At 64.8% G+C, this 23,331-nt stretch carries 24 protein-coding genes and 1 pseudogene; 11 read left to right on the top strand and 14 right to left on the bottom strand.

The annotated features are described in order from the left end of the window. Positions 1-14: 14 nt before the first annotated feature. The 3 genes from OG804_RS02125 to OG804_RS02135 all read left to right on the top strand — a co-directional run bounded on the left by OG804_RS02125 (position 15) and on the right by OG804_RS02135 (position 2,412). A complete protein-coding gene (locus OG804_RS02125) occupies positions 15-899 on the top strand; it encodes a helix-turn-helix transcriptional regulator (protein ID WP_328393283.1) in 885 nt (294 codons plus the stop codon). 41 nt (positions 900-940) lie between these two features. Then, entirely contained in the window at positions 941-1,855 is a 915-nt protein-coding gene (locus tag OG804_RS02130; protein ID WP_328393285.1) for an LLM class F420-dependent oxidoreductase, read from the top strand. Between the two features lie 158 nt (positions 1,856-2,013). Then, positions 2,014-2,412: an HNH endonuclease family protein gene (locus OG804_RS02135; protein WP_328398203.1), complete on the top strand. Its 399-nt coding sequence runs from the start codon at positions 2,014-2,016 to the stop codon at positions 2,410-2,412. Positions 2,413-2,447: 35 nt separating this feature from the next. Here OG804_RS02135 and OG804_RS02140 read toward each other — a convergent pair whose 3' ends face one another. From OG804_RS02140 to OG804_RS02155, 4 genes are all read right to left on the bottom strand, one after another. Continuing rightward, positions 2,448-2,657, bottom strand: coding sequence for a hypothetical protein (locus OG804_RS02140; protein WP_328393287.1), 210 nt, complete (start codon positions 2,655-2,657; stop codon positions 2,448-2,450). 250 nt (positions 2,658-2,907) lie between these two features. Next, the gene (locus OG804_RS02145) at positions 2,908-3,465 is read right to left on the bottom strand and encodes a DUF7691 family protein (protein WP_328393289.1); all 558 of its coding nucleotides are present in this window, start codon (positions 3,463-3,465) and stop codon (positions 2,908-2,910) included. A gap of 312 nt (positions 3,466-3,777) precedes the next feature. Then, on the bottom strand, positions 3,778-5,031 hold the full coding sequence (locus OG804_RS02150; protein WP_328393291.1) for a hypothetical protein: 1,254 nt from the start codon (positions 5,029-5,031) through the stop codon (positions 3,778-3,780). Positions 5,032-5,353: 322 nt separating this feature from the next. Further along, a complete protein-coding gene (locus tag OG804_RS02155) occupies positions 5,354-5,674 on the bottom strand; it encodes a hypothetical protein (RefSeq protein ID WP_328393293.1) in 321 nt (106 codons plus the stop codon). Positions 5,675-6,099: 425 nt separating this feature from the next. Between OG804_RS02155 and OG804_RS02160 the strand changes: the two genes are divergently transcribed. The 3 genes and pseudogenes from OG804_RS02160 to OG804_RS02170 all read left to right on the top strand — a co-directional run. Further along, positions 6,100-6,447 (top strand): hypothetical protein, encoded by a 348-nt coding sequence (locus tag OG804_RS02160; RefSeq protein WP_328393295.1) that lies wholly within the window; start codon positions 6,100-6,102, stop codon positions 6,445-6,447. 108 nt (positions 6,448-6,555) lie between these two features. Further along, entirely contained in the window at positions 6,556-8,883 is a 2,328-nt protein-coding gene (locus OG804_RS02165; RefSeq protein ID WP_328393297.1) for an NACHT domain-containing protein, read from the top strand. A gap of 229 nt (positions 8,884-9,112) precedes the next feature. Further along, positions 9,113-9,496 (top strand): annotated as a pseudogene (locus OG804_RS02170) (DUF305 domain-containing protein); the annotation flags it as partial. Positions 9,497-10,458: 962 nt separating this feature from the next. On the opposite strand, the gene OG804_RS02175 reads toward OG804_RS02170, so the two are convergent. The 3 genes from OG804_RS02175 to OG804_RS02185 form a co-directional block, all read right to left on the bottom strand. Beyond that, the gene (locus OG804_RS02175; RefSeq protein ID WP_328393299.1) at positions 10,459-10,671 is read right to left on the bottom strand and encodes a hypothetical protein; all 213 of its coding nucleotides are present in this window, start codon (positions 10,669-10,671) and stop codon (positions 10,459-10,461) included. Positions 10,672-10,688: 17 nt separating this feature from the next. Continuing rightward, positions 10,689-11,447, bottom strand: coding sequence for a hypothetical protein (locus OG804_RS02180; RefSeq protein WP_328393301.1), 759 nt, complete (start codon positions 11,445-11,447; stop codon positions 10,689-10,691). Positions 11,448-12,086: 639 nt separating this feature from the next. After that, on the bottom strand, positions 12,087-12,494 hold the full coding sequence (locus tag OG804_RS02185) for a hypothetical protein (protein WP_328393303.1): 408 nt from the start codon (positions 12,492-12,494) through the stop codon (positions 12,087-12,089). A gap of 502 nt (positions 12,495-12,996) precedes the next feature. Here OG804_RS02185 and OG804_RS02190 point away from each other — a divergent pair. Both OG804_RS02190 and OG804_RS02195 read left to right on the top strand, forming a co-directional pair. Further along, a complete protein-coding gene (locus tag OG804_RS02190) occupies positions 12,997-13,587 on the top strand; it encodes a hypothetical protein (RefSeq protein ID WP_328393305.1) in 591 nt (196 codons plus the stop codon). Positions 13,588-14,691: 1,104 nt separating this feature from the next. Continuing rightward, positions 14,692-15,291: a Uma2 family endonuclease gene (locus OG804_RS02195; RefSeq protein ID WP_328393307.1), complete on the top strand. Its 600-nt coding sequence runs from the start codon at positions 14,692-14,694 to the stop codon at positions 15,289-15,291. A 652-nt stretch (positions 15,292-15,943) separates the two neighbouring features. Here OG804_RS02195 and OG804_RS02200 read toward each other — a convergent pair. From OG804_RS02200 to OG804_RS32235, 7 genes are all read right to left on the bottom strand, one after another. Then, positions 15,944-16,843: an IS3 family transposase gene (locus tag OG804_RS02200; RefSeq protein WP_328393309.1), complete on the bottom strand. Its 900-nt coding sequence runs from the start codon at positions 16,841-16,843 to the stop codon at positions 15,944-15,946. Beyond that, positions 16,797-17,162, bottom strand: a complete 366-nt coding sequence (locus OG804_RS02205) for a transposase (protein WP_328393311.1) — start codon at positions 17,160-17,162, stop codon at positions 16,797-16,799. Before OG804_RS02205 ends, OG804_RS02200 begins: the two co-directional genes overlap by 47 nt. 235 nt (positions 17,163-17,397) lie before the next feature. Further along, entirely contained in the window at positions 17,398-17,955 is a 558-nt protein-coding gene (locus OG804_RS02210; RefSeq protein WP_328393313.1) for a recombinase family protein, read from the bottom strand. A gap of 210 nt (positions 17,956-18,165) precedes the next feature. Beyond that, on the bottom strand, positions 18,166-20,352 hold the full coding sequence (locus OG804_RS02215; protein WP_328393315.1) for a tetratricopeptide repeat protein: 2,187 nt from the start codon (positions 20,350-20,352) through the stop codon (positions 18,166-18,168). 98 nt (positions 20,353-20,450) lie between these two features. After that, positions 20,451-21,011, bottom strand: a complete 561-nt coding sequence (locus tag OG804_RS02220) for a hypothetical protein (RefSeq protein WP_328393317.1) — start codon at positions 21,009-21,011, stop codon at positions 20,451-20,453. Positions 21,012-21,086: 75 nt separating this feature from the next. Beyond that, positions 21,087-21,365 (bottom strand): tetratricopeptide repeat protein, encoded by a 279-nt coding sequence (locus tag OG804_RS32230; RefSeq protein WP_442941722.1) that lies wholly within the window; start codon positions 21,363-21,365, stop codon positions 21,087-21,089. Next, entirely contained in the window at positions 21,316-21,642 is a 327-nt protein-coding gene (locus tag OG804_RS32235) for a tetratricopeptide repeat protein (protein ID WP_442941846.1), read from the bottom strand. The genes OG804_RS32230 and OG804_RS32235 overlap by 50 nt, the downstream gene beginning before the upstream one ends. Positions 21,643-21,724: 82 nt before the next feature. Here OG804_RS32235 and OG804_RS02230 point away from each other — a divergent pair, with 82 nt between their 5' ends. From OG804_RS02230 to OG804_RS02240, 3 genes are all read left to right on the top strand, one after another. Then, complete coding sequence (locus tag OG804_RS02230; RefSeq protein WP_328393321.1) at positions 21,725-22,066, top strand: transposase; 342 nt, start codon at positions 21,725-21,727, stop codon at positions 22,064-22,066. Between the two features lie 37 nt (positions 22,067-22,103). After that, positions 22,104-22,367, top strand: a complete 264-nt coding sequence (locus tag OG804_RS02235) for an IS3 family transposase (protein WP_328393323.1) — start codon at positions 22,104-22,106, stop codon at positions 22,365-22,367. 278 nt (positions 22,368-22,645) lie between these two features. Continuing rightward, a complete protein-coding gene (locus OG804_RS02240) occupies positions 22,646-23,083 on the top strand; it encodes a hypothetical protein (protein ID WP_328393325.1) in 438 nt (145 codons plus the stop codon). Positions 23,084-23,331: the final 248 nt, after the last annotated feature.

A 23,331-nucleotide genomic window follows, 5' to 3' on the forward strand; every position in this document is an offset into this window, starting at 1 on the left:
GTAGCCTGACTGACGTGGACAGCAGCAACGAGATCCGTGAGTTCCTGGCCACCCGGCGAGCCAGGATCACACCCCAGCAAGCGGGTATGGCTACCTACGGGCGACGCCGCGTCCCCGGCTTGCGACGCGAGGAAGTGGCGATGCTCGCCGGGGTGAGCACCGACTACTACGCGCGTCTGGAACGCGGAAACCTCACCGGAGTGTCCGACAGCGTGCTCGACGCCATCGCCGTAGCTCTGCGCCTGGACGAGGCCGAACACGCCCACCTGCGTGACCTGGCCCGCACCGCCAACACCACCTCCCGCACCCGCGGGCGCCGCCCCGCCGCGCGAGAGGTTCGAGCCAGCGTGCGCCGGATCCTGGACGGCATGACAGAGGTTCCGGCGATCGTGATGAACGAGCGCCTGGACCTGCTGGAGGCCAACCGGCTGGGCCGGGCCCTGTACCTGCCGGTGTTCGCCGACCCGGCACGGCCGGTGAACCTCGCCCGGTTCTGTTTCCTGGACCCGCAGGCCCGAACGATCTACCCGAACTGGGACGAGGCAGCCAACACCACCGTGGCGATGCTGCGCACCGAAGCCGGCCGCAACCCCTTCGACCGCGACCTGTCCGACCTGATCGGGGAACTGTCGACCCGCAGCGATATCTTCCGCAACCGGTGGGCCGCCCACAACGTGCGCCTGCACCGCGCGGGCACCAAAACCTTCCACCACCCTGTCGTCGGTGAACTCACTTTCGCCTTCGAGGTCATGGCATTGTCCGCCGACACCGGACTGACCCTGACCGCCTACACCCCCGAACCCGCCAGCGCCTCCCACGACGGTCTCGCACTGCTCGCCAGCTGGGCCGCCACCCAAGATCAACTCGATCCGCAGACCTCTCGCCCCGCCGAGCACTGAACGCTCGCGGTAGTCCAGCGACCGATGAATGGAGAACCTATATGTCCGCAGGCAGCAGCGAGTCCCCGACCGGCGCGGCGACCGACCGGATCCGGATCGGTGCGGTCTACCCCCAGACCGAACTCGGCGGAGACCCCTCCGCCGTGCGGCGATTCGGCAAGGCGGTCGAGGACCTCGGTTTCGACTACCTCCTCGCCTACGATCACGTCCTGGGCGCCGTACACGCCGACCGAACGCCGCCACTGACCGGCCCCTACACCGAACACGATCCGTTCCATGACCCGTTCGTCCTGTTCGCCCACCTCGCCGGCATCACCGAACGGATCGGATTCGCCACCGGCGTGCTGATCCTGCCGCAACGCCAAACCGCCCTCGTCGCGCGGCAAGCCGCCGACGTCGACCTGCTCTCCGGCGGCCGACTACGACTCGGAGTCGGTGTCGGCTGGAGCCCTGTCGAATACGAAGCCCTCGGCCAGGACTTCCGCACCCGCGGAACCCGGCAGGAAGAGCAGATCGACCTGCTACGTCGCCTGTTCACCGAACCTGTCGTCGACTTCTCCGGCCGCTTCGACCGTGTCGACCGAGCGGCCCTAATTCCCAAACCCGTGCGTCCGATCCCGATCTGGCTCGGCGGAGCCTCCGACAAAGCACTCGACCGCGCCGCCCGCCTCGCAGACGGATTCGTCTTCTTCGGCGCCACCGGCATCGACACCGCGGTCGACTCCTGGAACCAATTACGTGAACGCCTCCGAACAGCCGGCCGGAGCACCGAAGACTTCGGCGCGGAATACGTCGCCCTCAGCCACGGCAGCGAAACCGTCGCCACCGAGATCGCCACCTGGAGCGCAGCAGGCGGCACCCACGCCGCCGTAGCGACCATGGGCTTCGGGCTCGACTCCGTCGATGCTCACATCGACTACCTCACCACGGTCGCGGACGCACTGAACCTCATCTGAATTGCTGTGCTCTCGCGTGAAATCGGCCACCGGCGGATTGGTTCCCCCGGTGGCCGACGGAGCTGACTCAGCCCGGTTCGTAGCGGGCCAAGCGGCGCCGGAGTTCCAAGTTTTCTCCGTGCGCGGCTTCGAGTGCTTTGCGCAGCTCGGCGGTTTGTTTGCGGTGCTCGCGCCGTTCGTCATCGAGTCTTCGGGCCAGCGCGCGTACTGCTGAGGACGACGATCCAGTGGGTTCTTCGCAGAGGTCAACGACACACTCAGTCAGGTACAGACAACACGTGGTCCCGCTCGCCGAAGCGTGGCGGTCCGGCGCCCGGGAGTGGAGCACAGAGGCGCGCGAGAAGTTCGCCAACGATCTCGGCGGCCCTCAGCTGATCGCGGTGACCGCGCGGTCCAATCGATCCAAGGGCGACCAGGATCCGGCCGCGTGGCTCCGGCCGAACACCACCTACCGATGCACATATGCGCGGATGTGGATCGCGGTGAAATCGACCTGGCACCTCACCGTACAACCGGCGGAGAAGGTCGCGCTCACGGAAGTCCTGGCGGGCTGCTGAACCTTCCGGCGCCGGTCCGCGCGGCGGGCGCGCGGTCATCTCCGCTCGCCGGCATCCGCAGGATCCGGCAGTTCCGCTCTCTCCTCGACGACGATCTGTGCTCGCGCCGCGCCGGGATCGAACATCTCCTGGAACGGCCCGGCAAACGCTCCCCCGAGGCCGTGGTGCTTCGCCCGAATAGCCGCCCACCCGAAAAGCACCAACGGGCCGACGGTGGCGATCAGAAGTAGCAGGTCCCCGCCCATGCCACCGAGCGTACCGATGAAATTCCTTCGCTCCGAGGAGGAGCGAAGGGCCGATGTTCCGTCGGTCACCGAACCACTCGCTCGGCGTGGCGACCCGGCCGTCCGAGTCCGCCCGCCGGTTGCCTGGTTCAGCCCCGAGGATCAGTAGCGGAAGCGATTCACGGTGCATCACCGGCCCCCGCGCGCTGCACAGCCTCCATGGTATTCGGTGCCGAAGCGGGCGCGGTCCTACACTGCCGCGACGGCGCATTCAGTGGTAGAAGCTCACGAGGTCGTAGCCATGGTCTGCGCAGAATCGGACCCAATCCCGCATTTCAGCAATAGATTGCGTGACCCGATCGTCGGCGATGGCGGACAGGTCAGCGGATGCCAGCGCCTGCGCGACCGGGGTCAGCTCTGCGTGTGCGAGGTGACCGATCCCGGGAAAGTCGACGATCTCCGGCAGCACAACGGGAGAGCCCGAGTAGACGAGATCGCCAGGGTCGAACTGCACACCGATCTCGCCGAGGGCGTCGTGCACGGTTCGGAACCATGACTCGCCGACCGGATACCAGTAGGCATTCGGCAGAGCGGTGCCTGCCCGCTCGCACAGCGATTCCAGGGCGTAGCCGTAGACCGATCCGTCCGTGCCGGTGCGCGGCCGAGAAAAGAACAGCTCTTCCAGCGCCTCGGCGAAGCCGTCGGGTCTGTCCATCGACATGCTCATATTCACCATCTGGTCGAGGTAGTCGCGTGGTTCGGCCATGAACGCGGACGGGGCCCGCAACACCTCGATATCTACCGCATACGCCATGACCCCGTACCCCATAACCACTCCCCACGCTCACCATTGCTGGATCGACCGGCACCAGGTGCGCCGCCAACCGCTCACGGTACGCGGGCGCAGTGACCGAAAGCGTGGGTCCTGTTGGCGATATGGCGTGCGGCTGCGGGCCTTACCCCGCCGACGGACGTGGGTGCGGGCCAGCGCCGGACCAGCCGGCGTCGGCCCACAGCAGCCCATCCACTGCGGTGGCACGGAAAGCGGGGCCCGCGTCGGAAATTCCAATGGAATACACATATCGTCTCGTCATCGAGGCGCGTCTTCCTGGCAGGCGAATCCCATTCGTGTGGGTTGTCGTTACGACGGTCGGGGCAGAATTTCCTTCCATCGGTCCCACAGGTCAGTGGTGAGGGGGTTCTCCTCGCGGCCCTCGATTTCGTCCACCGCGCGGGCCAGCGCCGGTGGTGTCGGGTCGCGGAAGGTCAGCGCGTCGAGGAGGCGCTGACCGGCGTCCGGCGTCTTGGCCAGGGTGGGCAGAATCGCTTCGAAGTCGTGGGCGCACACCGTCGCGCTCTGCACGGTGTTCGGTCCGATCAGGTCGGTGAATAGGTAGGTATCGACAAGAGGGATTGGCTCGAGGGTGACGACCAGACCGCGGATCGGCCGATCCGCCGGGATGGCCTCCAGTTCGGGGATCCGGTCTGCGATGAGGTCGGCGGTGGTGTCGATCTGATTGCGTGCCTTCTGCACCCGCGTGGTGAGCAGGGCCAGGCCGTCCTCGTCGCCGAGGCGTGCCTCGGCGGTCGATCGCATGCTCTTGGATTCGACGAGCAGCACGAGTTCGGGAAATACAATCAGGTAGTCGACGGTCTTCTTGCTCCCCTTGCGGCCGTAGGCGATCTCGGGATGCACGACGGCCCCGCAGGCGGTGAGCAGGGCGAGGTGGCGGCCCACGACCAGCTCGAACGAATCGCCCAGCGCACGGGGAAAGTCGTCACCGAAGTGGGTCAAGCCGGTGAAGTACAGGCCCAACGGGGTGATCTTGTGCAGCAGGTACGGGCTGATCGGCGCCCGCCAGCCGTCGCTGTCGCTGATCATGGGGGTGGCCAGCAGCGGGTTGGTCAACCACATCTGCCGGCCCGGCCCGCTCTCGTCCGCGTCCTCGGTGCGCGCCTTCTCATGCAGGGCCGGCAGGTCGGTGGCCAGATGGGTGGCGATCAGCTTCTCCACTGTCGCCGCATCGTGGCCACCGAAGGCACCGACCTCGGCGTGGTGGGCCAGATCGGCGGTGGTGAATCGGCCGCGGCGCATGTTCGCGCCGACGTAGAGGGCGAACACGATCGCGAGGTAGTCCGGCAGCGGAACTCCGAGCTCCGCCTCCCAGTCCTGTGCGGTGGGCAGTCCGTGGACTGCCGGGTCGTGCTCGACGAGTAACGCCAGGGTGCGCATGACGTCGCCGTACTCGTCGTAGCGGAAGAATCCCTGCTGGTAGGACAGGCGGGCCATCAGCCGGCGCATCGCGGGATTGTGCAGCACACCGCTGTCGGGGATGTCGGGTTGGTCGGCCTCGATCACCAGAGCGCACAGGTCGCGCAGCTGGCGGTCGGTCATCGGCTCGTCGGCGCGGTGGATCGTCGGGCGGGCCAAGGCGATCCGGGCGATCGCGGCGAGGGTGAATTGCTGAATCTGGCTTTGATCGCGAATTCGGGCACCGCCTGGTCGCGAATTTCGACAGCGTCTTGTTCGGGGCCGGTCGCGAATCACGACACCATCGCGCCATCCTGGTTGCGGTACAGCGGTACCTGACCGACTTCCGCAGCTGGGTTGTCGCTTGCCATCATGACGGACACACGTCGCCACTTGTGGGCTCACCGATAGCAACACTAGAACGGGTTATCGCTTTGCTGAGTGGCGGAGTCCATGTTCCCTGCCATCAGCCACTGGGTTTCCTGTTCTGTGGCAATCTGGCGGCGTGGGTGAGCGTGAACAGGTCGGGCACGGAAGCGGAACCGAAGCGATCCTCGAGAGGATTGCGGCCAGTAAGGCGGGTGTCGTCGGAGTAGAGGTTGCCCCCGGCGAAAAGGATGGGGTTCGACCAGCAGCGCATCGCAAGGCTCGGCTGGTCCGGGTGCTCTTCTGCTGCTCGGTGTTCATCGCTACTTTGTTGCTGGCGCTCCTGTGCGTAGGAGTGGCCTGCTTCGGGTTCCTGATCTTCCTCTTCTAGTGGCGTTGCGATGCTACCGAATGTCCCCATCGATCACATGAGGGCTCGCTCATCGGCATGAGCGAGCGTTGGGCGGGACGCCCGCTGGACCGCTCTCACATCACGGATCTGGAACATGTTTACTCTATGAACTCCCGCAGTCGGTGGTCCCTTGTCCGGCAGCTCGGCGGCCGCACGGCAGGTGGCAAACAACAGTAGGTCAGTCGCTGATATTGCGTACGGTCGTCTGGCCGGGGTGCTGTCGAGATTCATGAACACCACATCGAACGGTGCTGGGATTCGCGATCGAGGTGGTGCCGAAATTCGCGACCAGAGCCACCTGGCCGACTCGTTCGGTGAGGTGGTCGATGATCTGGCCCCGCACCGGGTCGTCGAGTTCGCGGCGCTAATTTCCGCTGGCCACCTCAACAACCACAATCGCGCTTGCCCTTGCCATGCAGGGGACAATGGGAGTCGTGGACGAGGCGCAGGCCTTCGAGCTGCTGCTGCTCGACAACGAGCTTGGGATCCCCGATCCCGAGCTGGACCGGCTGGCTACCCGACTCCGTGAATTGTGCGAACCGGAACTGCTCGACGAGCTCATGGCCGTGTACGAGCCTGAGGTCTGGAAACTATTCAAGCTACGTACACCCGAGTATCTGGTCACCGACGACGACGTCGCCGAGACGTCCGCCGGTATCCACGCCCGGCTGCCCTCGGACACCGACCCCGCAATCATCTCCGCGATCGAGGCATGTCTGTCCCGATCCGCCAAAGTAATAACCGACATCATCCGTGACGGCACCGACGAGTCTCGTCCGTGACCGGGAGAACCTGAAACAGCACATCACGCCGAGTCCGCATCCAGCCAACTTCCGGGGAGCCGGTCGCCCCCCGTCGGCCCCAGCAAACGGCTGGAGACAGATAACCCGGTGCGCATCGAACCCGGGGTGGTTCAGGTCTCCGTCTTGTTTTCGATCACTGGATGCCGGAATCTGTTTAGTGGCAGTCTGTTCCGTGTGGGAGATATGGGTGGCAGCGTCTTCAAGCTGCTGGGGGCACTGGTCAAACCGTTGATGGTGCTGTATAGGTGGTGGCGGCCGGTATCGGACCGGGCTTCGATCGCGGTCTTGTCCGATGAGTTGAGTGCCGCGGTGCAGCGGGGCGAGGACCGTTTGCAACGAGAATTGCGGGCGATTGACCACGAGCTCATGCGGGTCGAGTTCACCACCACGGCCCGGCAGGCCGGGGATGCCGGCCCGGTCGAGGTGGCGGACATCGCCACCTACTTCGAACTGCTGGGGCACCGCGAACCCCACCGGCGTCGATTGATCGTGCTCGGTGCCCCGGGCAGCGGGAAGACGGTGGCCGCGACGTACCTGGTGCTGGGTTTGCTGAAAACCCGGTGGGAGCGGGATGACTCGCCCCGCGCGAACGTACCGGTCCCGGTGCGGATCAACGCCGCGGGATGGGACGGACAGCAGGACTTCACTCGCTGGTTGATCCTCCGGCTCGGCTACGACTACCGCTTACGTCCCAACGTGGCTAGGGAGATGGTGGACCGCGGACTGATCCTGCCCGTGATCGACGGCCTCGACGAAATGGACACCGACAGTGCAGGGTCCCGAGCCCGCGCGCTGCTGGAACGGCTCAACCGAGCCCCGTGGCGTGGCCGTCCGGTCATCGTTATGTGCCGCACCACCCAATTCGAGGAACTCACTCGGCCGCGCGACGACAACGGCCTGCACGGCGGCACCACCCTCATCCTGCAACCACTGGCCACCAACACGATCAGCGAATACCTCGCCGCACAGCAGGACGAGACCGAATCCGGCCATCTTGGCTGGACACAGGTCATCACCCACATCACTGCCCACCCTGACGGGGCATTGGCCACTTGCGTGCGCAACCCGTGGATGCTCGGACTCACTTCCGCCACCCTGCACCAGCAGCACCACACCCCTCGCATCGCAGAACGACTGATCGCCTGCACCACCGAAACAGCTGTCCGCGACCTGCTGTTTACTGCTCAGATCCCCGCCGCTGTCGCCGCCATCGACGAAGGCAAAAAGACATATCGTGACTACACCGACGCCAGCGTAGAGAAATGGTTGGGCTCACTGGCCCGCTGTCTGCAACGACGCCGCGACGAGGGACGCAACGGCACCGCGATACGACTCGACGAGATATGGGAGATCGCCGGAACCAACCACATCCGCATCCTGCACGGGCTCGTGTTCGGGTCCCTGGCCGTGCTCGTGTTCGGGTCCCTGACTGGGGGCGTGTTCGGAGTCACGTTCGGGGACGTGTTCGGGGCTTTGGCCGGGGACGTGTTCAGGTCCTTGGCCAAGGACATGTACGTCGGGTCCTTGGCCGGGGACGTGTTCGGGGCTTTGGTCGGGGGCGGCGACGTGTTCGGGATCAAGGTTAGGGACATGTTCGGGGTGGTGTTCGGGGTCGTGCTTGGGGTCGTGCTCGGGGTCGTGCTCGGGCTCATCAAGTTACCCCGCCCTCGGCGGATGGCATGGAGTGTGCCTGGCCCCTCCCGGTGGAGACGCGGGCTCAAGGCAGGGTCCCTGGCCGGGGTCGTGTTCGGGATGGTGTTCGGGGGCGTGTTCAGGGTCGTGGTCGGGGTATCCGGGGTCAGTTTCTCTGGCGGGGGGTTCGAGAGGTCCGGGGTCATTGTCTATGGTGGGGCGTTCGAGATGTTCGGGCCCCTGGCGTTCGGGGTCACGTTCGGGATCACGTTCGGGATCCTGGCCGGAGTCGTGGTCGGGGTCGTGGTCGGACTTCAGGTTGATGCGAACGAGGAGCTAGCGCTTGTGATCGATGAACGCCGGATCATTCGCAACAACACCCAAGCTGCGGCAGTTGCCACTATCGCGAGCTGTCTCGTCTCCGTGATGGCGGGAGGTCTCGTGTTCGGGCTCCTGAACGGGGGCGTTTCCGTGATGGCGGGAGGTCTCGTGGCCGGGCTGGACGAACTCCTGAACGGGGTCGTGGACGGGCTCCGGTTCGGGATTATGCTTGGGATCCTGGCGGGGGTCATGCTCGGAGTCGCGGTCGGGCTCGCGGCCGGGCGGTTCTACCTCGCCACACTCGTTTTCCGATTCACGAAGGCGATGCCCAGCCATCCCGCCGTATTTCTAGACTGGGCTCGCCGCAGCGGCCTGCTCCGTGTGAACGGCACCGCCTACCAGTTCCGCCACGAGACTTACCAGCAATGGATCCAGCAACCACACTCCAGGGAGCCGAGCTGATCCCCTTTCAGTTGCATGGATCGAACGGAATAGCTCGCATCGTAAGGCGTTTCGTTTCTTAGATGCTTACTCCAAGTGCTGGATTCGCCAGATCGGCCTATCTAGGGCGTGTGTCGAAGTGGTGAGCAGTGGGCGGGCCGACGGCCCGCCCACTGCTCATGGGTGGCGGAGCCATTGGTTGATCGCGGCGATGTGGATGGTTGCGAGGTAGCGGACGGATGCCCAGCGCACCGAAATCGGCACCATGACGGGCTGGCTCACCCTGGCCGGTGCGCTACCCACCAACCCTCACCCGATGGCGTGGATGTCGGCCGCCGCCAGGCACGACCATCACCCCGCTCCGGAACGGGCCACTCCGGCGGGCATGCCGGGTATGGCCACCACCGCCCAACTCGACGAACTCGCCGCCGCCCGCGATGGGCGAGCCGGTTACCTATTCCTCACATTGATGCGTCGCCACCACGGTGGCGGAGCGGTGATGGCCAAGGCCGCTGTTGAGGCACTGTCCGATGGCCCGGTCAACCGGCTGGCTCGCGCGATGTTCACCGACCAGATCCGCGAGGCAGCCACCATGACCCTGCTGCTCGGGAGCGGGGCGGGTTTCCCACCCTGAATCGCTGCCGACGGGCAAGGAGCCTTCTTCGAAAGTAGGTGCTTGCGCACGGACGGCAGCGGTTGTCTTTGGTCGGGCGCGCACCGGCCGCTGCCGCGACCGGTGTTCACGGCAACCTCGGTGCCGTTCGATGTACGAGCGTAGGGTTCGGGTCGGCTCCCCCTCCGGAAGTATCGGCGCCCAGCGTAAAGGCCGGCGCCGATACGGCGGCAGCCGAATTGTCCTGCGCGCGCGACCGTTCCTCATCGCGCCCAGCGCCGGGCGGCCAACACACGGCGAGAATATCAACTGGGTCAACACCGACCCCTTCGCCGACCAGTTGCGTGCCAGTGCCGGAACGCGTGGAGGGGACTTCCTAATCTGCGGTTTCTATGTGTACCTGTCCGCTATTCCATTTATAGGACGTGTTGCCTGGTGAGCGCGGGCGGCGTAGTGGTCGATTCCCCCTACGGGCACATATCTTCCCTCTTTCTACCTGCTGTTATCTGGTGTTGACATCAATTGCTCGAACCAGATGCGCAGGTCAGGAGTGTGGGGTTCAAGTCGGGTTCAGCTGAGACAGTCTTGAGTACCAGCTCATCTCGCAGTGCACTGCATCCAGCCGGTCTCCTGCTGGTGAGGTCGCGGCAATTGACTACTTGATCTCACCATTGCCGGAGCCGCTGTTGCGGTATCTGCTCGGGCGCCCTACGTTCTCCCGGTGACGCTGAGTGTGCCACTGCTCGTTTCGCCGCCCATGTTGCTGGGCGAGCCATAGTTGTTGGCGACGACATAGCTGCGGGTACCGTCGCCCGCGATCCCACCTCCGAGCCGCAGGCTGGGCTTCCGGAGCACTTGTATGAAGTGTCCGGTGTGCTGAGAGTATCCGGGGTGGCTGCCCGGTCTCCGGTGAGTTGATGCCCGTCCACATCAACCCTGGTGATATCCCTCTTTCCCTGGCCGGCCCCTCCACCGACAGCCGCTCAGCCGGGCGGCCGGCGGAACTGTGGGCAGTGGTTCGGCTGTTCCGTGGCCGATGTCAACCCGGCTCTACTCGGCATATCCGGGCGGCTGCTGTTGAACAGCGGTTGTTTGGACGCGGGGTCGACTTCGGTGCGGGTCAGTTCGTTGGCGGCACGGAGACCGGTGGCGTGCGGTAGATCCCTGTAGCCGTAGTGAAAGGGTACGAACACCATGCCCGGGCGGATGCCGGTTATCCGTGCTCTGGCGTGGACGGCCTCCAGGAGGTTTCACTCGTCGTCGGGAAATCGTGGTTGCCCGTCGTGTGAAAACCGCTCACCGGCGGGAGGTAGATCGGTTCCGGGCGAGTTCCGACCAGGTAGTCGAGGAAGGCTCGCAGGTACTCTCCTAGTTCCCGCTCATCGGCGAACCTGATTCCGGTCGGGTCGAACCATTCCTCCGGCGTCGGGCGTCGCGCGATCATGTAGTCCAGGGCTTCGCGCAGCAGTATCCCGTAGGTCGGGTCCGTGGCACAGGTATCACGCAGATCCGGTGCGTGATACCGCATTCTGCCGCCGCAGTGCATGCCGACCAGCGGCCACCACAGAGCATCGATATGCGGGATCTCGTCCCACCACGTGGTGCGCAGGGTCTCGTCGGTCCGCGTTCGGTGGCGTGATGCCGTGACAGGTGTCGTGGAGTCGCAAGGCGCACCTGTGCGGTCGATGGTGCGGATCGGCCCGGTTCTGAGGTTCACCGGCGGGTACCACACGCCGCGCCACACCGGGACTCCGAGATGGCGAGGGTTCAGCGGCAGTGGCTCGGCCAGTGAGATGTCAACCGTTATTCGGCGCACGGGTGGCAAGGGTTCGTCGCCGACCAGATCCGTCACCATCGACAAGCAATCCCGCACATCGAATCCGGTCACGCCGACGCCCGGGCTCAGTATCGGCAAGTAAGGCTGGTCTTTCCCCTGGTCGAATTCGATCCAGAACCGCCGAACCCCGGACATGCGCGCCCTATCTCCCAGCGCCCCTGCCACAAAACGCCCACTCACGATATCGATGGCCGATCGGTGCCCGCCACTCGATACTCGGCATGAGCGTGCGTTCGGCCGCCATCGGATGAGCACGGCCAGTTAGTTCAAACTAGCCCATCTGACCGGTACCGCCTAATGTCGCGCGGCGGCAAGGTTCTTGACGACCTGCGGTCCGATCAGTCGACGCGGGTGCGCCACCGTATCCCGTCGATGAACTGGCGTTCGTCCATATCGGCGGGCGTCCGGGTTTCTGCCGCGGGGCAGCGGCGGTTCCAGCCTCGCCCATTGGGGCCTTGGTCAGGTCCGCGCGCCCGCCACCGTGACTGTGGTCACGAGGTCTCCGGTTTGGTTTTTGGTTGTGCTTGGTCGTTCAACACACTTACCGGAGATCTCGCCTATACGACCGCGGACAATGTCTTTCAAAAAACCGCTGATGGGATGGCATCGAGACGCGGTGCCATCCCATCAGCTACTTCGATACACGCCGTAGCCGTCTGGTTCTGGTCGCGAATTTCGACATCGCCTCCTAGCGAGTGGTACTTGCCATCGCTAATCCGAACATCGGTGTCAAGAAAATGGGAGCGGGTCGAGCATGGTCTACCGGACGAGTAGCTACTCTCCCCGCCAGGGCAAGCCATAGAACGCGAAGACGGCCTTACCCTGCTCCGCCACAGTCACGACCATCTCGGCCGGCGCCGGAGCGAAGATGTCCACTGTCTCGGACTCGTCACCACGCCGATCGTGGTCGAGAACGTATGCCCGCCGACCATTATCGAACTGCCGCAGCATGCCCGACGGCCACACATCCGGCCGAGCTCCCTGACAACACAACAGCCGCCCCCGCTCCTCCAGGTACTCGCGGACCGCGAGCAGACGGCTCAGGTAGTCGTCATCAACCGATCCGAACACGCCCTCACCCACCAATTCGACCCGCGACACCGACAGCTTCCCCGGACGCAGCAGGACCGGCCAGAGCACGCCCGCGAAATCAACCGCCGTCAGCTGCGAAACCTCCGACATGCAACTCCTATCCTTGCCGAGGATCCTACTGACACCGAGGCCCTGGACCGGACTTCTCGCCCAGCTGATACCCGGGCCCTGAGCGCCGAACCCGACCAGGCGCCACCCGACCGATCCGGGCTCGGGTACCGGGGCAGCGAGCCCAGCCCGTCTCATAGCCGGCCGGCCGCAGCCATCCGTCTACGAGCAGAACTTCGCCGACGCTGAGCAGCTCGGGGTGGACGACCGCTCTGAGGCTGCGCTCTCCCGTGACAACCGCGCTGCGCCATGCCTGTTGGAGGGCGGGGTTCGACGGATCGCAATATCCAGTGAGGTGGACGTTGCGGTGGCGGTCCGATGCTCGTGGACCGGAGTGCCACGGCACGGCGGCAGGTAGCGTAGTGGTGAGGGTACGCTCACAGAACCTGCACATTTCCTACGCCTACTTCGCAGATCGCCCAGTTAGATTTCCGGGATGCCGTGTGAAGAGCGCAATTCGATTCTGCCACTGAGTGTATCCGCTGTGGCGGCCGTGATCTCGATCTTGCTGACCTTGCACGCCGAGTTCTTCCTGCACTGGATCTGGGTGCTGTACTTGCCGCTGTTCGCCTTCGGATATCTGATACTGGTGTTCGTGTTCGGCGTGCTGCTGTGGCCAGTTGCTCGCCGGAGCTCACGTGCGCTCTCGGTGGCGGCTTCGGCTTTGGCGGCCGTGAGTGTCGGCGGGTCGTTGTTCTTGTTCATCGACACCGAGGCCAGCGGGTGGGCGCGGTTCTGGCTCGAGTATCCGGCGTTCGCCGCAGCGGCCACGGTGGAGGTACCCGAGCACGGCGAAGCTGATCTCTACGGTATCGAGCTGCCGAGGCACCTGTGCGTCGTGGCACCCAACTGCCGTATCACAAACCTCGGTGACAGCAACGGGGCACCGATTCGGTACGCCGCCGACTACATCGATGTATTCGAGGACACCTACGGTTACGGGCACTTCGTCGGCACGCCGGAGCCAGGACCGTACAACGGCTTCGGAATTCCTCTGTGCCCCAGCATGGAACTGACGGGCGGATGGTGGTGGCTCGAACGTTGCGACGGTCCGGAGTACGAGCGAGCCCGGTGAACCGGCATCAGTCCGTTGAACCGTTTCTTGTGGCTGAAGTGCTATCTGCCCGATAGCACAGCGCCGGATGCAGGCCCTGCGGAGCCCGCGTATGCGTCAGCCAACGAGTTGCCTTCCCTTGGGCATCGGCATCGAGTTCCTCCCCCGTTCGAAGGTTCGGATGATAATGCCATATCGACAACCCGGATGGTTTTGCTGCCGCGGGACCCGGCTGCGTGGACTCCTACTTGCCTGCGGCGGTCTCGAGGTGCACTTTCGGCTCATGGTGACGGCGTCTACTTCGAGTACCTCTGGTCGCGTACGCGGAAGTGCTCGTAGTGGCACCAGGCGACCACACCCGTCGGATCGCGGCAATGGCAGACCAGGGGCTGAAACAGGGAGGAGGAGTAGCGGCGGGAACGTGTACTGTGGCGGCATGCACACCAAATGTGTGCACACTTGTCGCAAATCCAGTGTTCTGATCCCCCTCCGGACACATATCTCCCTCTTTCTACCTGCAGTTATGTGGTGTGAGCATCAATCACTCGAACTATATGCGCAGGTCAGCGGCGTGGGGGTTCAAGTCGGGTCCAGCTGAGACAGGCCTGAGAACCAGCTCGCGTAGTGTCCTTTTGCGGCGGCCACCCCGCATCCTGGCGCTGCTGTTGCCGGAAACCTGAAGCCGCGCCCCGCACGGGGATGAGGTGCGAGTGTCCTCGCCGGCTAGCGCTATTTCGTCGGGAGCTCAGGTAAGGCGCAGCGTGGCCTCGACATCCTTCCAGCGTGTCGAGGTGAAGTGGGGGTGTGAGGGCGGGGTACGTCAGGTGCGGGGCTGCCGATGTCCGGCGACATCGCCGACGTCCTCCCGGGCCTACGCGCCATGCTCGCCCCCATTGCCCGGACACGGCTACATCCTGTGCCGCTCACTGGTCGCAGCCCACCCCGCTCGATCCCGCGAACTCCTTGTACCGTCGGCCTCCAGATCATGGACGCTCACGGCTCCGCACTGCAAGAACCGATCGGCCAGTAGCCACAGCGAGTGCACCGAGACAAACTGATATCTTCGACCAGCATGTTCACAGCCCATCCCTGTGAATGGCCGCTCTACCCCACAAGGAGCTGACCGTGACGGCATCACATCCCGACGAACACCCTCGGGTCACGGCCGAAGAATTCCTGAATGCCGAACCGGATTCTCTCGGCGATGTCGAGATCGTGGATGGCCTCGTTGTGCGATTGATGGCGCAGAGCGAAGCGCACAGCCGCGTCGTGCGGCGGCTGGCCGCCGCCCTGGAAGACGCTCGTGACCCCGCCGGCCCATGTCTACGCATCGGGTCCGATGTCGCTGTCCGCTTCGCCGATGCCGACGATCGCCGAGACGACCATCAACTCAACATCCGCTACCCGGATGTCTTCATCCGCGACTGCGAACCCTACGACGTGAACACCGTCCGAGACCATATCGCCCTGGTTGTCGAGGTCGTCTCGAAGAGCACGGTCGATGCGGACACTTCCGAAAAGCACAAAATGTATGCACGGGCCGGCATTCCGGGCTACTTGATCGTCCACTTCGATAAGAGCTGGGAAACCATCGACCGCATCGAGGAATACCGACTCGACTGGTCCGGACTGCGATACATGCCGCACAAGGTCCACCACACCGCTCTGGTCCTCGATACACCGGTCACCCTCGCCATCACCTTTGACGCCCTCCATCGCCCCTGATCGATAGTCCAGAATCAGAGTTTTCGCAGGTTGATCTCTGTGGATAGCCGCTGTATCCCCCTCCGGACACAACCACTCTTTCGTGTAACCCGCTCTACCTGCGGTTATATGTGTGGGTAGCGGTCGGTGTCAAGTCGAATGAATGCAAAACCGCAGGTAGGGCCCTGTGGGGGTTCGGTTCGGGTTATTCTGAGGAAATACTGAGAAACCGGCAGGGCGGCGTAGCGCATCAACTTCGCCATATCGCGAATGTTTTTCTGGCTCTGCGGATATCGGCCGAGGGGCCCGCCGTTGGGGTATGTCCCCGCTTGCCACACCGATCAGAAGGTGGCCTCATGCAGAACGTTGAACGGGCCGAGACCGTTCGGTCGACTACCACCCGCCTGCCGCAGGGCGACAGGAGATCGACGAAAGTCGAAGTCATCGTTCCGAAGGACCCGCCCCACCTCACGCCTGACGCTGCTCGGGCTTTGCTGCGCCTCATCCAAGGAGTCGCGGCCCGGGACCCCGAGCATCAAGCGGGCGATACAGAACCGGGCGCGCCGTCGCTGGGCGGGGGACAGACGGTCCGCGACCCGCGATAGTTCACGATCGCTGGGTACGCAGGCCGACTCAGGAATCGTGAGGTTCACCCCGAATGGTGGACAGGGGATTATGCGGCTGTAGCTGCCGCGGAGAGTGAATGTTCGTAAGCGAGTGGGCTGATCATCCCGATCGCGGAGTGACGGCGCCGAGTGTTGTACCAGTGCATCCATTTGTCAACCGCGGCAACGAGTTCAGTCTTCGTCACGTAGGTATGCCGGTAGTAGTGCTCATGTTTGAACGTCGACCACAGCGATTCCGCGCCGGCGTTGTCCCAGCAGATCCCGGTAGCGCCCATCGACCGGTGCAGGCCGTGACGATGACAGGCCGCGGCCATGGCCGACGCAGTGTATTGACTGCCGCGGTCGGCGTGTAGAACGGTTCCGCGACCGTGGCCGCCGCGTGCGGCGATCGCCGTGTCGAGGGTGTCGGTGACCAGTTCGGTGCGCATATGGTCGGCCACCGACCAGCCCAGCACCCGTTTGGAATGCTCATCTTTGATCGCGCACAAATACATGTCTGCTTCCCCGCAGGTCAGGTAGGTGATATCGCTTGTCCATACCGCGTCGAGGCGCCCCTGGTCGAACCGGCGCCCGACCAGATCCGGCGGGAACGACGCACGCGGGTCGACCACCGTGGTTACGACTTTGAAGGTGCGTGGGCTGATCCCTTCGATCCCGACCCCGGCCATGATTTTGGCGACGGTCTTCTCGCTGACCTTCTCACCGGCCTCCCGCAGATCAGCGGTGATCCGCGGGGCACCGTAGGTACCGTCGGATTCCCGGTGATGGGCGACTATCTTGACCGCCAGATCGGCACGGCGCTGCGCCCGAGGCGCCAACGACACCGACCGGCACCGTTTCCGGTACTCGTAGTATCCCGACCGCGATACCGACAACAGTCGCGCCATCCGCGCGACGTCTTCACCGCCACCGCCGGTGAACGTGTTGGGGGCGGCGCACTCTGCCATCAACTCGAACCGGGCCGGTTCTGCTGCATCGCGGCAAGTACGCCGAAGCTTTTTTCAGGAACGCGATATCTTTGTCCTGCTCGGCGACCTGTTTGCGTAACCGCAGCAACTCCGCCCGCTCGGCACGGGACAACGGCTGTTCCCGATGCACCGAAGCAGCTTCGACGCGGCGGCGTTCATCAGCAACCCAGCGGCCCAGCAGGCTCTCGTGCACGCCGAGTTCGCGGGAGACCTCGGCGACCGTGCGACCGGAATCGATCACCCGATGAGCAGCCTCGACCTTGTACTCGGTCGTGAACGACCGACGTTTCCGAGACACAGCAGACATCCTTCCGCAGGATCAACGATCCTGCTAACTCGGTGTCCACTACCCGGGGGGAGCCTCACACATCAACGCTGGCGGCTCACAGCAGCGAAGTAACTCACCCGCCCCGGGATGGCGGACTGTGCGGGAGCAGAAACCGCCATCCCACTATCGGTCGGCGGACCCGCAAACGGGAAACGGCCTTCTGTCGACTCGCTTCCCGGTCGAGGGCAGCAGGGGACCGTCCCGGTCACCGCGGCGCGGGGGCGCGCAGGTAGTTGTAGACGGTCTGGCGGGTGACGCCGAATTCGGTGGCCAGCACCGACTTCGATTCTCCGGATGCGGCCCGCTCATGCAGCTGGGCGATCTGTTCGGTAGTCAGCGCCGGCGTGCGACCGGTGTAGGCGCCGCGGGCCTTGGCCGCGGCGATGCCTTCGCGCTGACGTTCCAGGATCAGGGCACGCTCGAACTCGGCGAAGGCCCCCATCACCGACAGCAGCAGATTCGCCACAGGGGAGTCCTCACCGGTGAAGGTCAGCGATTCCTTGACGAACACCACCTTCACCCCTTTGCCGGTCAAGGTCCGGACGAGCTGACGCAGATCGTCGAGGTTGCGGGCAAGGCGGTCCATGGAGTGCACGATCACTTCGTCGCCTTCGCGGACGAATGCGAGCAGCTCGTCGAGCTTGGGCCGGGCGGTATCTTTCCCGGAGGCCTTGTCGGTGAAGGTCTTCTCGACTTCGACGCCGTCGAGCTGCCGGACGGTGTTCTGGTCGAGTGTGCTCACCCGGATGTAGCCGACCCGCATCCCGAAATCCTCTCCCGCACTGTAGTTGTCAATCTGGACTCTATGAACCCAGTGGACAACTGTCAATTAAGGCGTTGCGGGATTCTATTTTTACGCGTTTCGTCTCGACGGGTGCTGTCTATTTGGGGTCCACTCCACTTGGACATATGACGGGAGGAAGCGCCGAGCGGTAGTTCACTGAGAAGCCCGAGAGCAAATGGACAGCAGTGATCACGGGTGCGAGGACTCCGTCGAGGGCCAGCCGGGCGGACCGCTTTGTTGCTTTCGCGCAGCCGCGAGATTGCCACGGACCACGCCAGTGCTGGGGTGGTCGAAGCCGAGGATCCGTTCGGAGTCGGTCAGGGTCCGCTGCAGTAGCGGGATCGCTTCGGCGGTCCGGCCCACCGACCGGTAGGCGCTGGCAAGATTGTTGCGGGAGCCCAGGGTGTCGGGGTGCTCGTCACCCAAAATCCGCTCTCGGTCGCTGAGATTCCGCTCGTACAGCGGGATCGCCTCGGCGAACCGTCCCGCCGACCGGTAGGCGTTGGCGAGGTTGTTGCGAAAGATCAGGGTGTCGGGGTGCTCGTTACCCAAAATCCGTTCCGTGTCGGTGATAGTCCGCTCGTACAGCGGGATCGCCTCGGCGAACCGTCCCGCCGACTGGTAGGCGTGAGCAAGGTTGTGGCGGAAGATCAAGGTGTCGGGGTGCTCGTCACCCAAAATCCGTTCCGTGTCGGTGATAGTCCGCTCGTACAGCGGGATCGCCTCGGCGAACCGTCCCGCCGACCGGTAGGCGTGAGCAAGGTTGTGGCGAAAGATCAAGGTGTCGGGGTGCTCGTCACCCAAAATCCGCTCCGCGGTGGTGATAGTCCGCTCGTACAGCGGGATCGCCTCGGCGAACCGTCCCGCCGACTGGTAGGCGTTGGCGAGGTTGTTGCGGAAGATCAGGGTGTCGGGGTGCTCGTCACCCAAAATCCGCTCTCGGTCGCTGAGATTCCGCTCGAACAGCGGGATCGCCTCGGCGAACCGTCCCGCCGACTGGTAGGCGCTGGCGAGATTGTTGCGGAAGCCCAGGGTCTTGGGGTGCTCGTCGCCGAGGACTCGCCCCAAGTCGGTGCGGGCGTGGTGGAGGTGGTCCAGGGCGCTGACGTACAGGCCCTGACCGTTCAGGAACATCCCCGTGTTGTTGCGGATCGTCGCGATCGTGGCTGTGGTGGACTCGCTGCCGCTGGTGATGGTGTAACCGGCGAGAGCGTCGATATGTGGTAGCAAGGTTCGCCAGTTCGGCCAGGTGGCCGGGTTCTGTACGTCGGGCAGGCTGGCGTGCAGGGTCGCCGCGGCGCGGTCGCGGGCCTGTTGGATCGCTTCCGGGTCGCGGTGCGGATCGGCGGCGTCGGGTGTGCGGGCTACGGCTTGGACCAGCCGGTGGATCGAAAGCCCGGCACTACCGGGGTCGGGGGTGATCATGTTGTATGCCGCCAGGACCCCGAGCGCGGCGTCCACAGTGATCTGGTCGGCCGGATCCCGGCAGAGGGTGAGAGGGATATTGTCGGGTGCGTACCAGGCCAGGGTGCGCAGCAGCTCCACCGCCGCAGGCCCGAGCTCCGCGATGCGGTCCAGGGTGACCCGCCAGACCCGGGCGATCGTGCGCTGCGGGTCGGTACCGGCCGCGGCCCGGTCGAAGATGGGGCCGGGCTGGTCGGTGAGCAAGCGTAGGTAGGCGCGTGGGGTGGTGAACCGCTGGTGCGCCAGATACGCCCCGGCCTGTTCGACCGCCAGCGGCAGATATCCCAGCGCCTCGCACAACTCCGCGACCCCGTCGAGGTCCCGCGCCCCACCCGCGGTGATCAACCCGGTCAGCAGCCGCTGCGCCTCATCGGCGGCCAGAACATCCAGTGAAATGATCACCGCTCCGGCCTGCCACGGCACCGACAACCGGCCGGTGATCAACACTTTCCCGGTCCGGGCCCGCGCGAGCACCGGCGCGATATCGGCCGGATCCTCTACGTTGTCGAGGATCAGCAGCCATCCGGTGTGGGTCGCCAACCACTGCAATCCCTGCTCGGCCAGATCCTGCACGGCCAGCACCTCGGCCAGCGCGGGCTGCAACCGCGCCGCCAACCCCGCCAGCCCCCGCTGCACTCCCTGCTTGGAGTCCGCGTGAATCCACACCATCGGCGCGCACCCATGGTCGCGGGTACCTGCCCAGTAGGCGGCGAGGCTGGATTTGCCGACTCCGCCCAGCCCGTGCACCGCCGCGACCACCACCGGCACACCGTCCCCGGCCAGGGCAGCGTCCAACCAGGCCAGCTCGGCCTCGCGGCCCACGAACCAACCCGGCCACGCTTCCAGATTGTCGATCCCCGGCGGCGCCTCGACCTCGACCGGCGGCCGGAATGCCTCTGCCGGCGGCTGCACCACCCGGGTGGTGATCTGGGTGGTGAAATCGCGGCCGACCTCGACCCCGGTAGCCGAGAACGTGGCATGCGCGGCGGGCCCGGGTGTTGCCGCCGCGCCTACCGAGGGTCCGGCGGCTCCGAAACCACCTGCACATCGGTCACCGAGAAGTCCCCGGCAGCCTTCACGTCCTTCGCGATCACACCGCTGGCACCGGCGGCTCGGACCCCGCGGACCTCGACCCGGCCGGCCTCCACCCGCTCCAGCCGCACGCCCACCAGCTCTGCGGCTTCGGGCGAATGCCGCTCGATCACATCCAGCAGCACCTGCACCGCGGTCGCCAGCTCCGCATCCGCGCCCGCGCCTGCCGCCTCCAGCTCCTCGGCCAGCACCGCCTGGCGTGCCGGAGCCTTGGGGCGGGCCTCGACGACCTCCACATCCACCGACGAGTACCGCCGTCCCAGCACGTCTTTCACCTTCTGATAGGCATCACCCACCGCCAGTTTCGCGGTCTCGCTCACTCCGGCCGCCAAACCGGCCGACACCGCCGACGCAGCAGCCATCGCCGCTGCCATGACCTCTGGCCCCATCAGGCCGCCCCTCTCAATCGAGACCGCCCCCGCTCGACGCCGGACGGTGTACGGCACAAAGTAGCGGAAAATCTGAACCTGCAACGTCATTCGAACCGGACCCCACCCGGTAGTGACCCCACCGGCGACGTCTACCTGGGGTGTCCCCAGATAGACGAGTTGGTTCTAAAGGGTTTGGCGACGCCGCAACCGTAAGAGGTTGCGACGGTGGATCGAGATGTACGGGTGGTCTGAGTCGAGTTTCTGTTCGGCCTCTGTGAGGTTCTGCTCGTACAGCGCGATCGCCTCGGCCACCCGGCCAGCGGACTCGTAGGCGTAGGCGAGGTTGCCACGTGAGGTCAACGTATCAGGATGATCTGAGGCGAGGAGACGCATCCGGTCGGCGAGGACCTGCTCATGCAGAGCAATCGCCTCGGACAGTCCGCCCCGCGGACTCGTAGGCAAAGGCCAGGTGTTCCCGGGAGGCCAGGGTGTCAGGATGATCTGAGGCGAGAAGCCGCATCCGGTCGGCGAGGTTGCGTTCGCACAATGTGACCGCTTCCGGCACTTTCCCCGCTCTTCTGTATACGTTGGCGAGGTTGCCGCGTGAGACCAGGGAGTGGCGATGGTCAGGGCCCAGGACCCGCACACGGTCGGCGAGGACCTGCTCGTGCAGAGCAATCGCCTTGGGCAGTCGCCCCACGAACTCGTAGGCAATGGCCAGGTTGCCGCGTGAGGTCAGGGTGTCGAGGTGGTCTGAGGCTCCCCCCGGGTAGTGGACACCGAGTTAGCAGGATCGTTGATCCTGCGGAAGGATGTCTGCTGTGTCTCGGAAACGTCGGTCGTTCACGACCGAGTACAAGGTCGAGGCTGCTCATCGGGTGATCGATTCCGGTCGCACGGTCGCCGAGGTCTCCCGCGAACTCGGCGTGCACGAGAGCCTGCTGGGCCGCTGGGTTGCTGATGAACGCCGCCGCGTCGAAGCTGCTTCGGTGCATCGGGAACAGCCGTTGTCCGGTGCCGAGCGGGCGGAGTTGCTGCGGTTACGCAAACAGGTCGCTGAGCAGGACAAAGATATCGCGTTCCTGAAAAAAGCTTCGGCGTACTTGCCGCGATGCAGCAGAACCGGCCCGGTTCGAGTTGATGGCAGAGTGCGCCGCTCCTGATGCGTTCACCGGCGACTCTGGTGAGGACGTCGCGCGGATGGCGCGACTGTTGAATGTGTCCAGGTCCGGGTATTACGAGTACCGGAAACGGTGCCGGTCGGTGTCGTTGGCGCCTCGGGCGCAGCGCCGTGCCGATCTGGCGGTCAAGATAGTCGCCCATCACCGGGAATCCGACGGTACCTACGGTGCCCCGCGGATCACCGCTGATCTGCGTGAGGCCGGTGAGAAGGTCAGCGAGAAGACCGTCGACAAGATCATAGACCCGAGGAGGGTCGGTCTGAGTAAGCAGGTGACGGACTGACGCTTCTCCGAACCCGTTCGTCCGCCAATCGTAATCACGGCTCGGCTCATGGCGAGTGCGTTGCCCGCCGGCAGGCGGTCCGCCGCCTGAGCAATCAGGTCGGAACCGCTCGCGTGCAGTCCGCCTGCTCGTTACGGTATGACGAGGACTTGGGAGACGACCCTTCCCGACGGCACCCATGCCTCGAGTGTGCCCCCTCCCGACCGAGGACCCAGCCGAGAACCCGCGATAGTTGAATGCGAGACCTCACCAGTCCGGAACCCCGATACAGTCCGGTCATGAAATTCGTTCGTAGGCTTGTCATTTGTGCAGTGGTGTTCGCCCTGCCAGGGCTGTCGGCAGCTGGGGTAGCCACCGCAGCCACCACGGTTCCGTTCCAGATCAACTCTGCTCCGTTCGGGAATCCGGCCGGGAGCTTCGATACCTTTGCAGCCAACTGCGTTGCTATTGTCGGCGAACAGTCCGGCGTCGTCGTTGTCGCAGGAGGCCGAGGCTCTGATTCCTCTGAATCCGGCCGAGGTTGGGGCTGTTCGGTCAATGCGTCGGTGCAGTGGATCAACCTCTCCACAGGCGCGACCGGGGCCGCGCAAACGTCCGACGGGCTCCGCGGATTCCCTCCCGAGGCGACACTGCACACCGGTGTCGGGCAGGTTGCACTCATCCTCAATGCAGGCGGCATCCACACCCCCGGATTCGCTACGCTCTACGTGCCGTAGGACCGAACTCTCCCCTCAAAGCCGTCGGCGTCGCCAACGTCGCGGCCTGGACCTCCGCCATGCACCAGCACATCCAGGGCCGGATGCTCCTCACTCCCCGACACCTACTGGTATGCGTGCGACTTTGTTGAACGCACTTACGGAGAGGCTGTGGCCCGGCGATACGCGGCACACCGGGATCCTGGAACGACCGCAACCCCGATCTACACCAAAGCATCCCTAATGGAGTGTGCTGAAGCGCTCGTGGC

Source organism: Nocardia sp. NBC_00416 (assembly GCF_036032445.1).
In the GTDB taxonomy this organism is placed as follows: Bacteria; Actinomycetota; Actinomycetes; order Mycobacteriales; family Mycobacteriaceae; genus Nocardia.

What these genes read in the sequence shown, in the direction of transcription:
- OG804_RS02220 (WP_328393317.1), bottom strand. Translation starts at nt 21,011, where the DNA reads ATGACGTTGCAGGTTCAGATTTTCCGCTACTTTGTGCCGTACACCGTC.
- OG804_RS02185 (WP_328393303.1), bottom strand. Translation starts at nt 12,494, where the DNA reads ATGTCGGAGGTTTCGCAGCTGACGGCGGTTGATTTCGCGGGCGTGCTC.
- OG804_RS02140 (WP_328393287.1), bottom strand. Translation starts at nt 2,657, where the DNA reads ATGGGCGGGGACCTGCTACTTCTGATCGCCACCGTCGGCCCGTTGGTG.
- OG804_RS02210 (WP_328393313.1), bottom strand. Translation starts at nt 17,955, where the DNA reads ATGCGGGTCGGCTACATCCGGGTGAGCACACTCGACCAGAACACCGTC.
- OG804_RS02240 (WP_328393325.1), top strand. Translation starts at nt 22,646, where the DNA reads ATGAAATTCGTTCGTAGGCTTGTCATTTGTGCAGTGGTGTTCGCCCTG.
- OG804_RS02180 (WP_328393301.1), bottom strand. Translation starts at nt 11,447, where the DNA reads ATGTCCGGGGTTCGGCGGTTCTGGATCGAATTCGACCAGGGGAAAGAC.
- OG804_RS02150 (WP_328393291.1), bottom strand. Translation starts at nt 5,031, where the DNA reads ATGACCGACCGCCAGCTGCGCGACCTGTGCGCTCTGGTGATCGAGGCC.
- OG804_RS02130 (WP_328393285.1), top strand. Translation starts at nt 941, where the DNA reads ATGTCCGCAGGCAGCAGCGAGTCCCCGACCGGCGCGGCGACCGACCGG.
- OG804_RS02175 (WP_328393299.1), bottom strand. Translation starts at nt 10,671, where the DNA reads ATGGTGTTCGTACCCTTTCACTACGGCTACAGGGATCTACCGCACGCC.
- OG804_RS02235 (WP_328393323.1), top strand. Translation starts at nt 22,104, where the DNA reads ATGGCGCGACTGTTGAATGTGTCCAGGTCCGGGTATTACGAGTACCGG.
- OG804_RS02155 (WP_328393293.1), bottom strand. Translation starts at nt 5,674, where the DNA reads ATGGGGACATTCGGTAGCATCGCAACGCCACTAGAAGAGGAAGATCAG.
- OG804_RS02145 (WP_328393289.1), bottom strand. Translation starts at nt 3,465, where the DNA reads ATGGGGTACGGGGTCATGGCGTATGCGGTAGATATCGAGGTGTTGCGG.
- OG804_RS02200 (WP_328393309.1), bottom strand. Translation starts at nt 16,843, where the DNA reads ATGGCAGAGTGCGCCGCCCCCAACACGTTCACCGGCGGTGGCGGTGAA.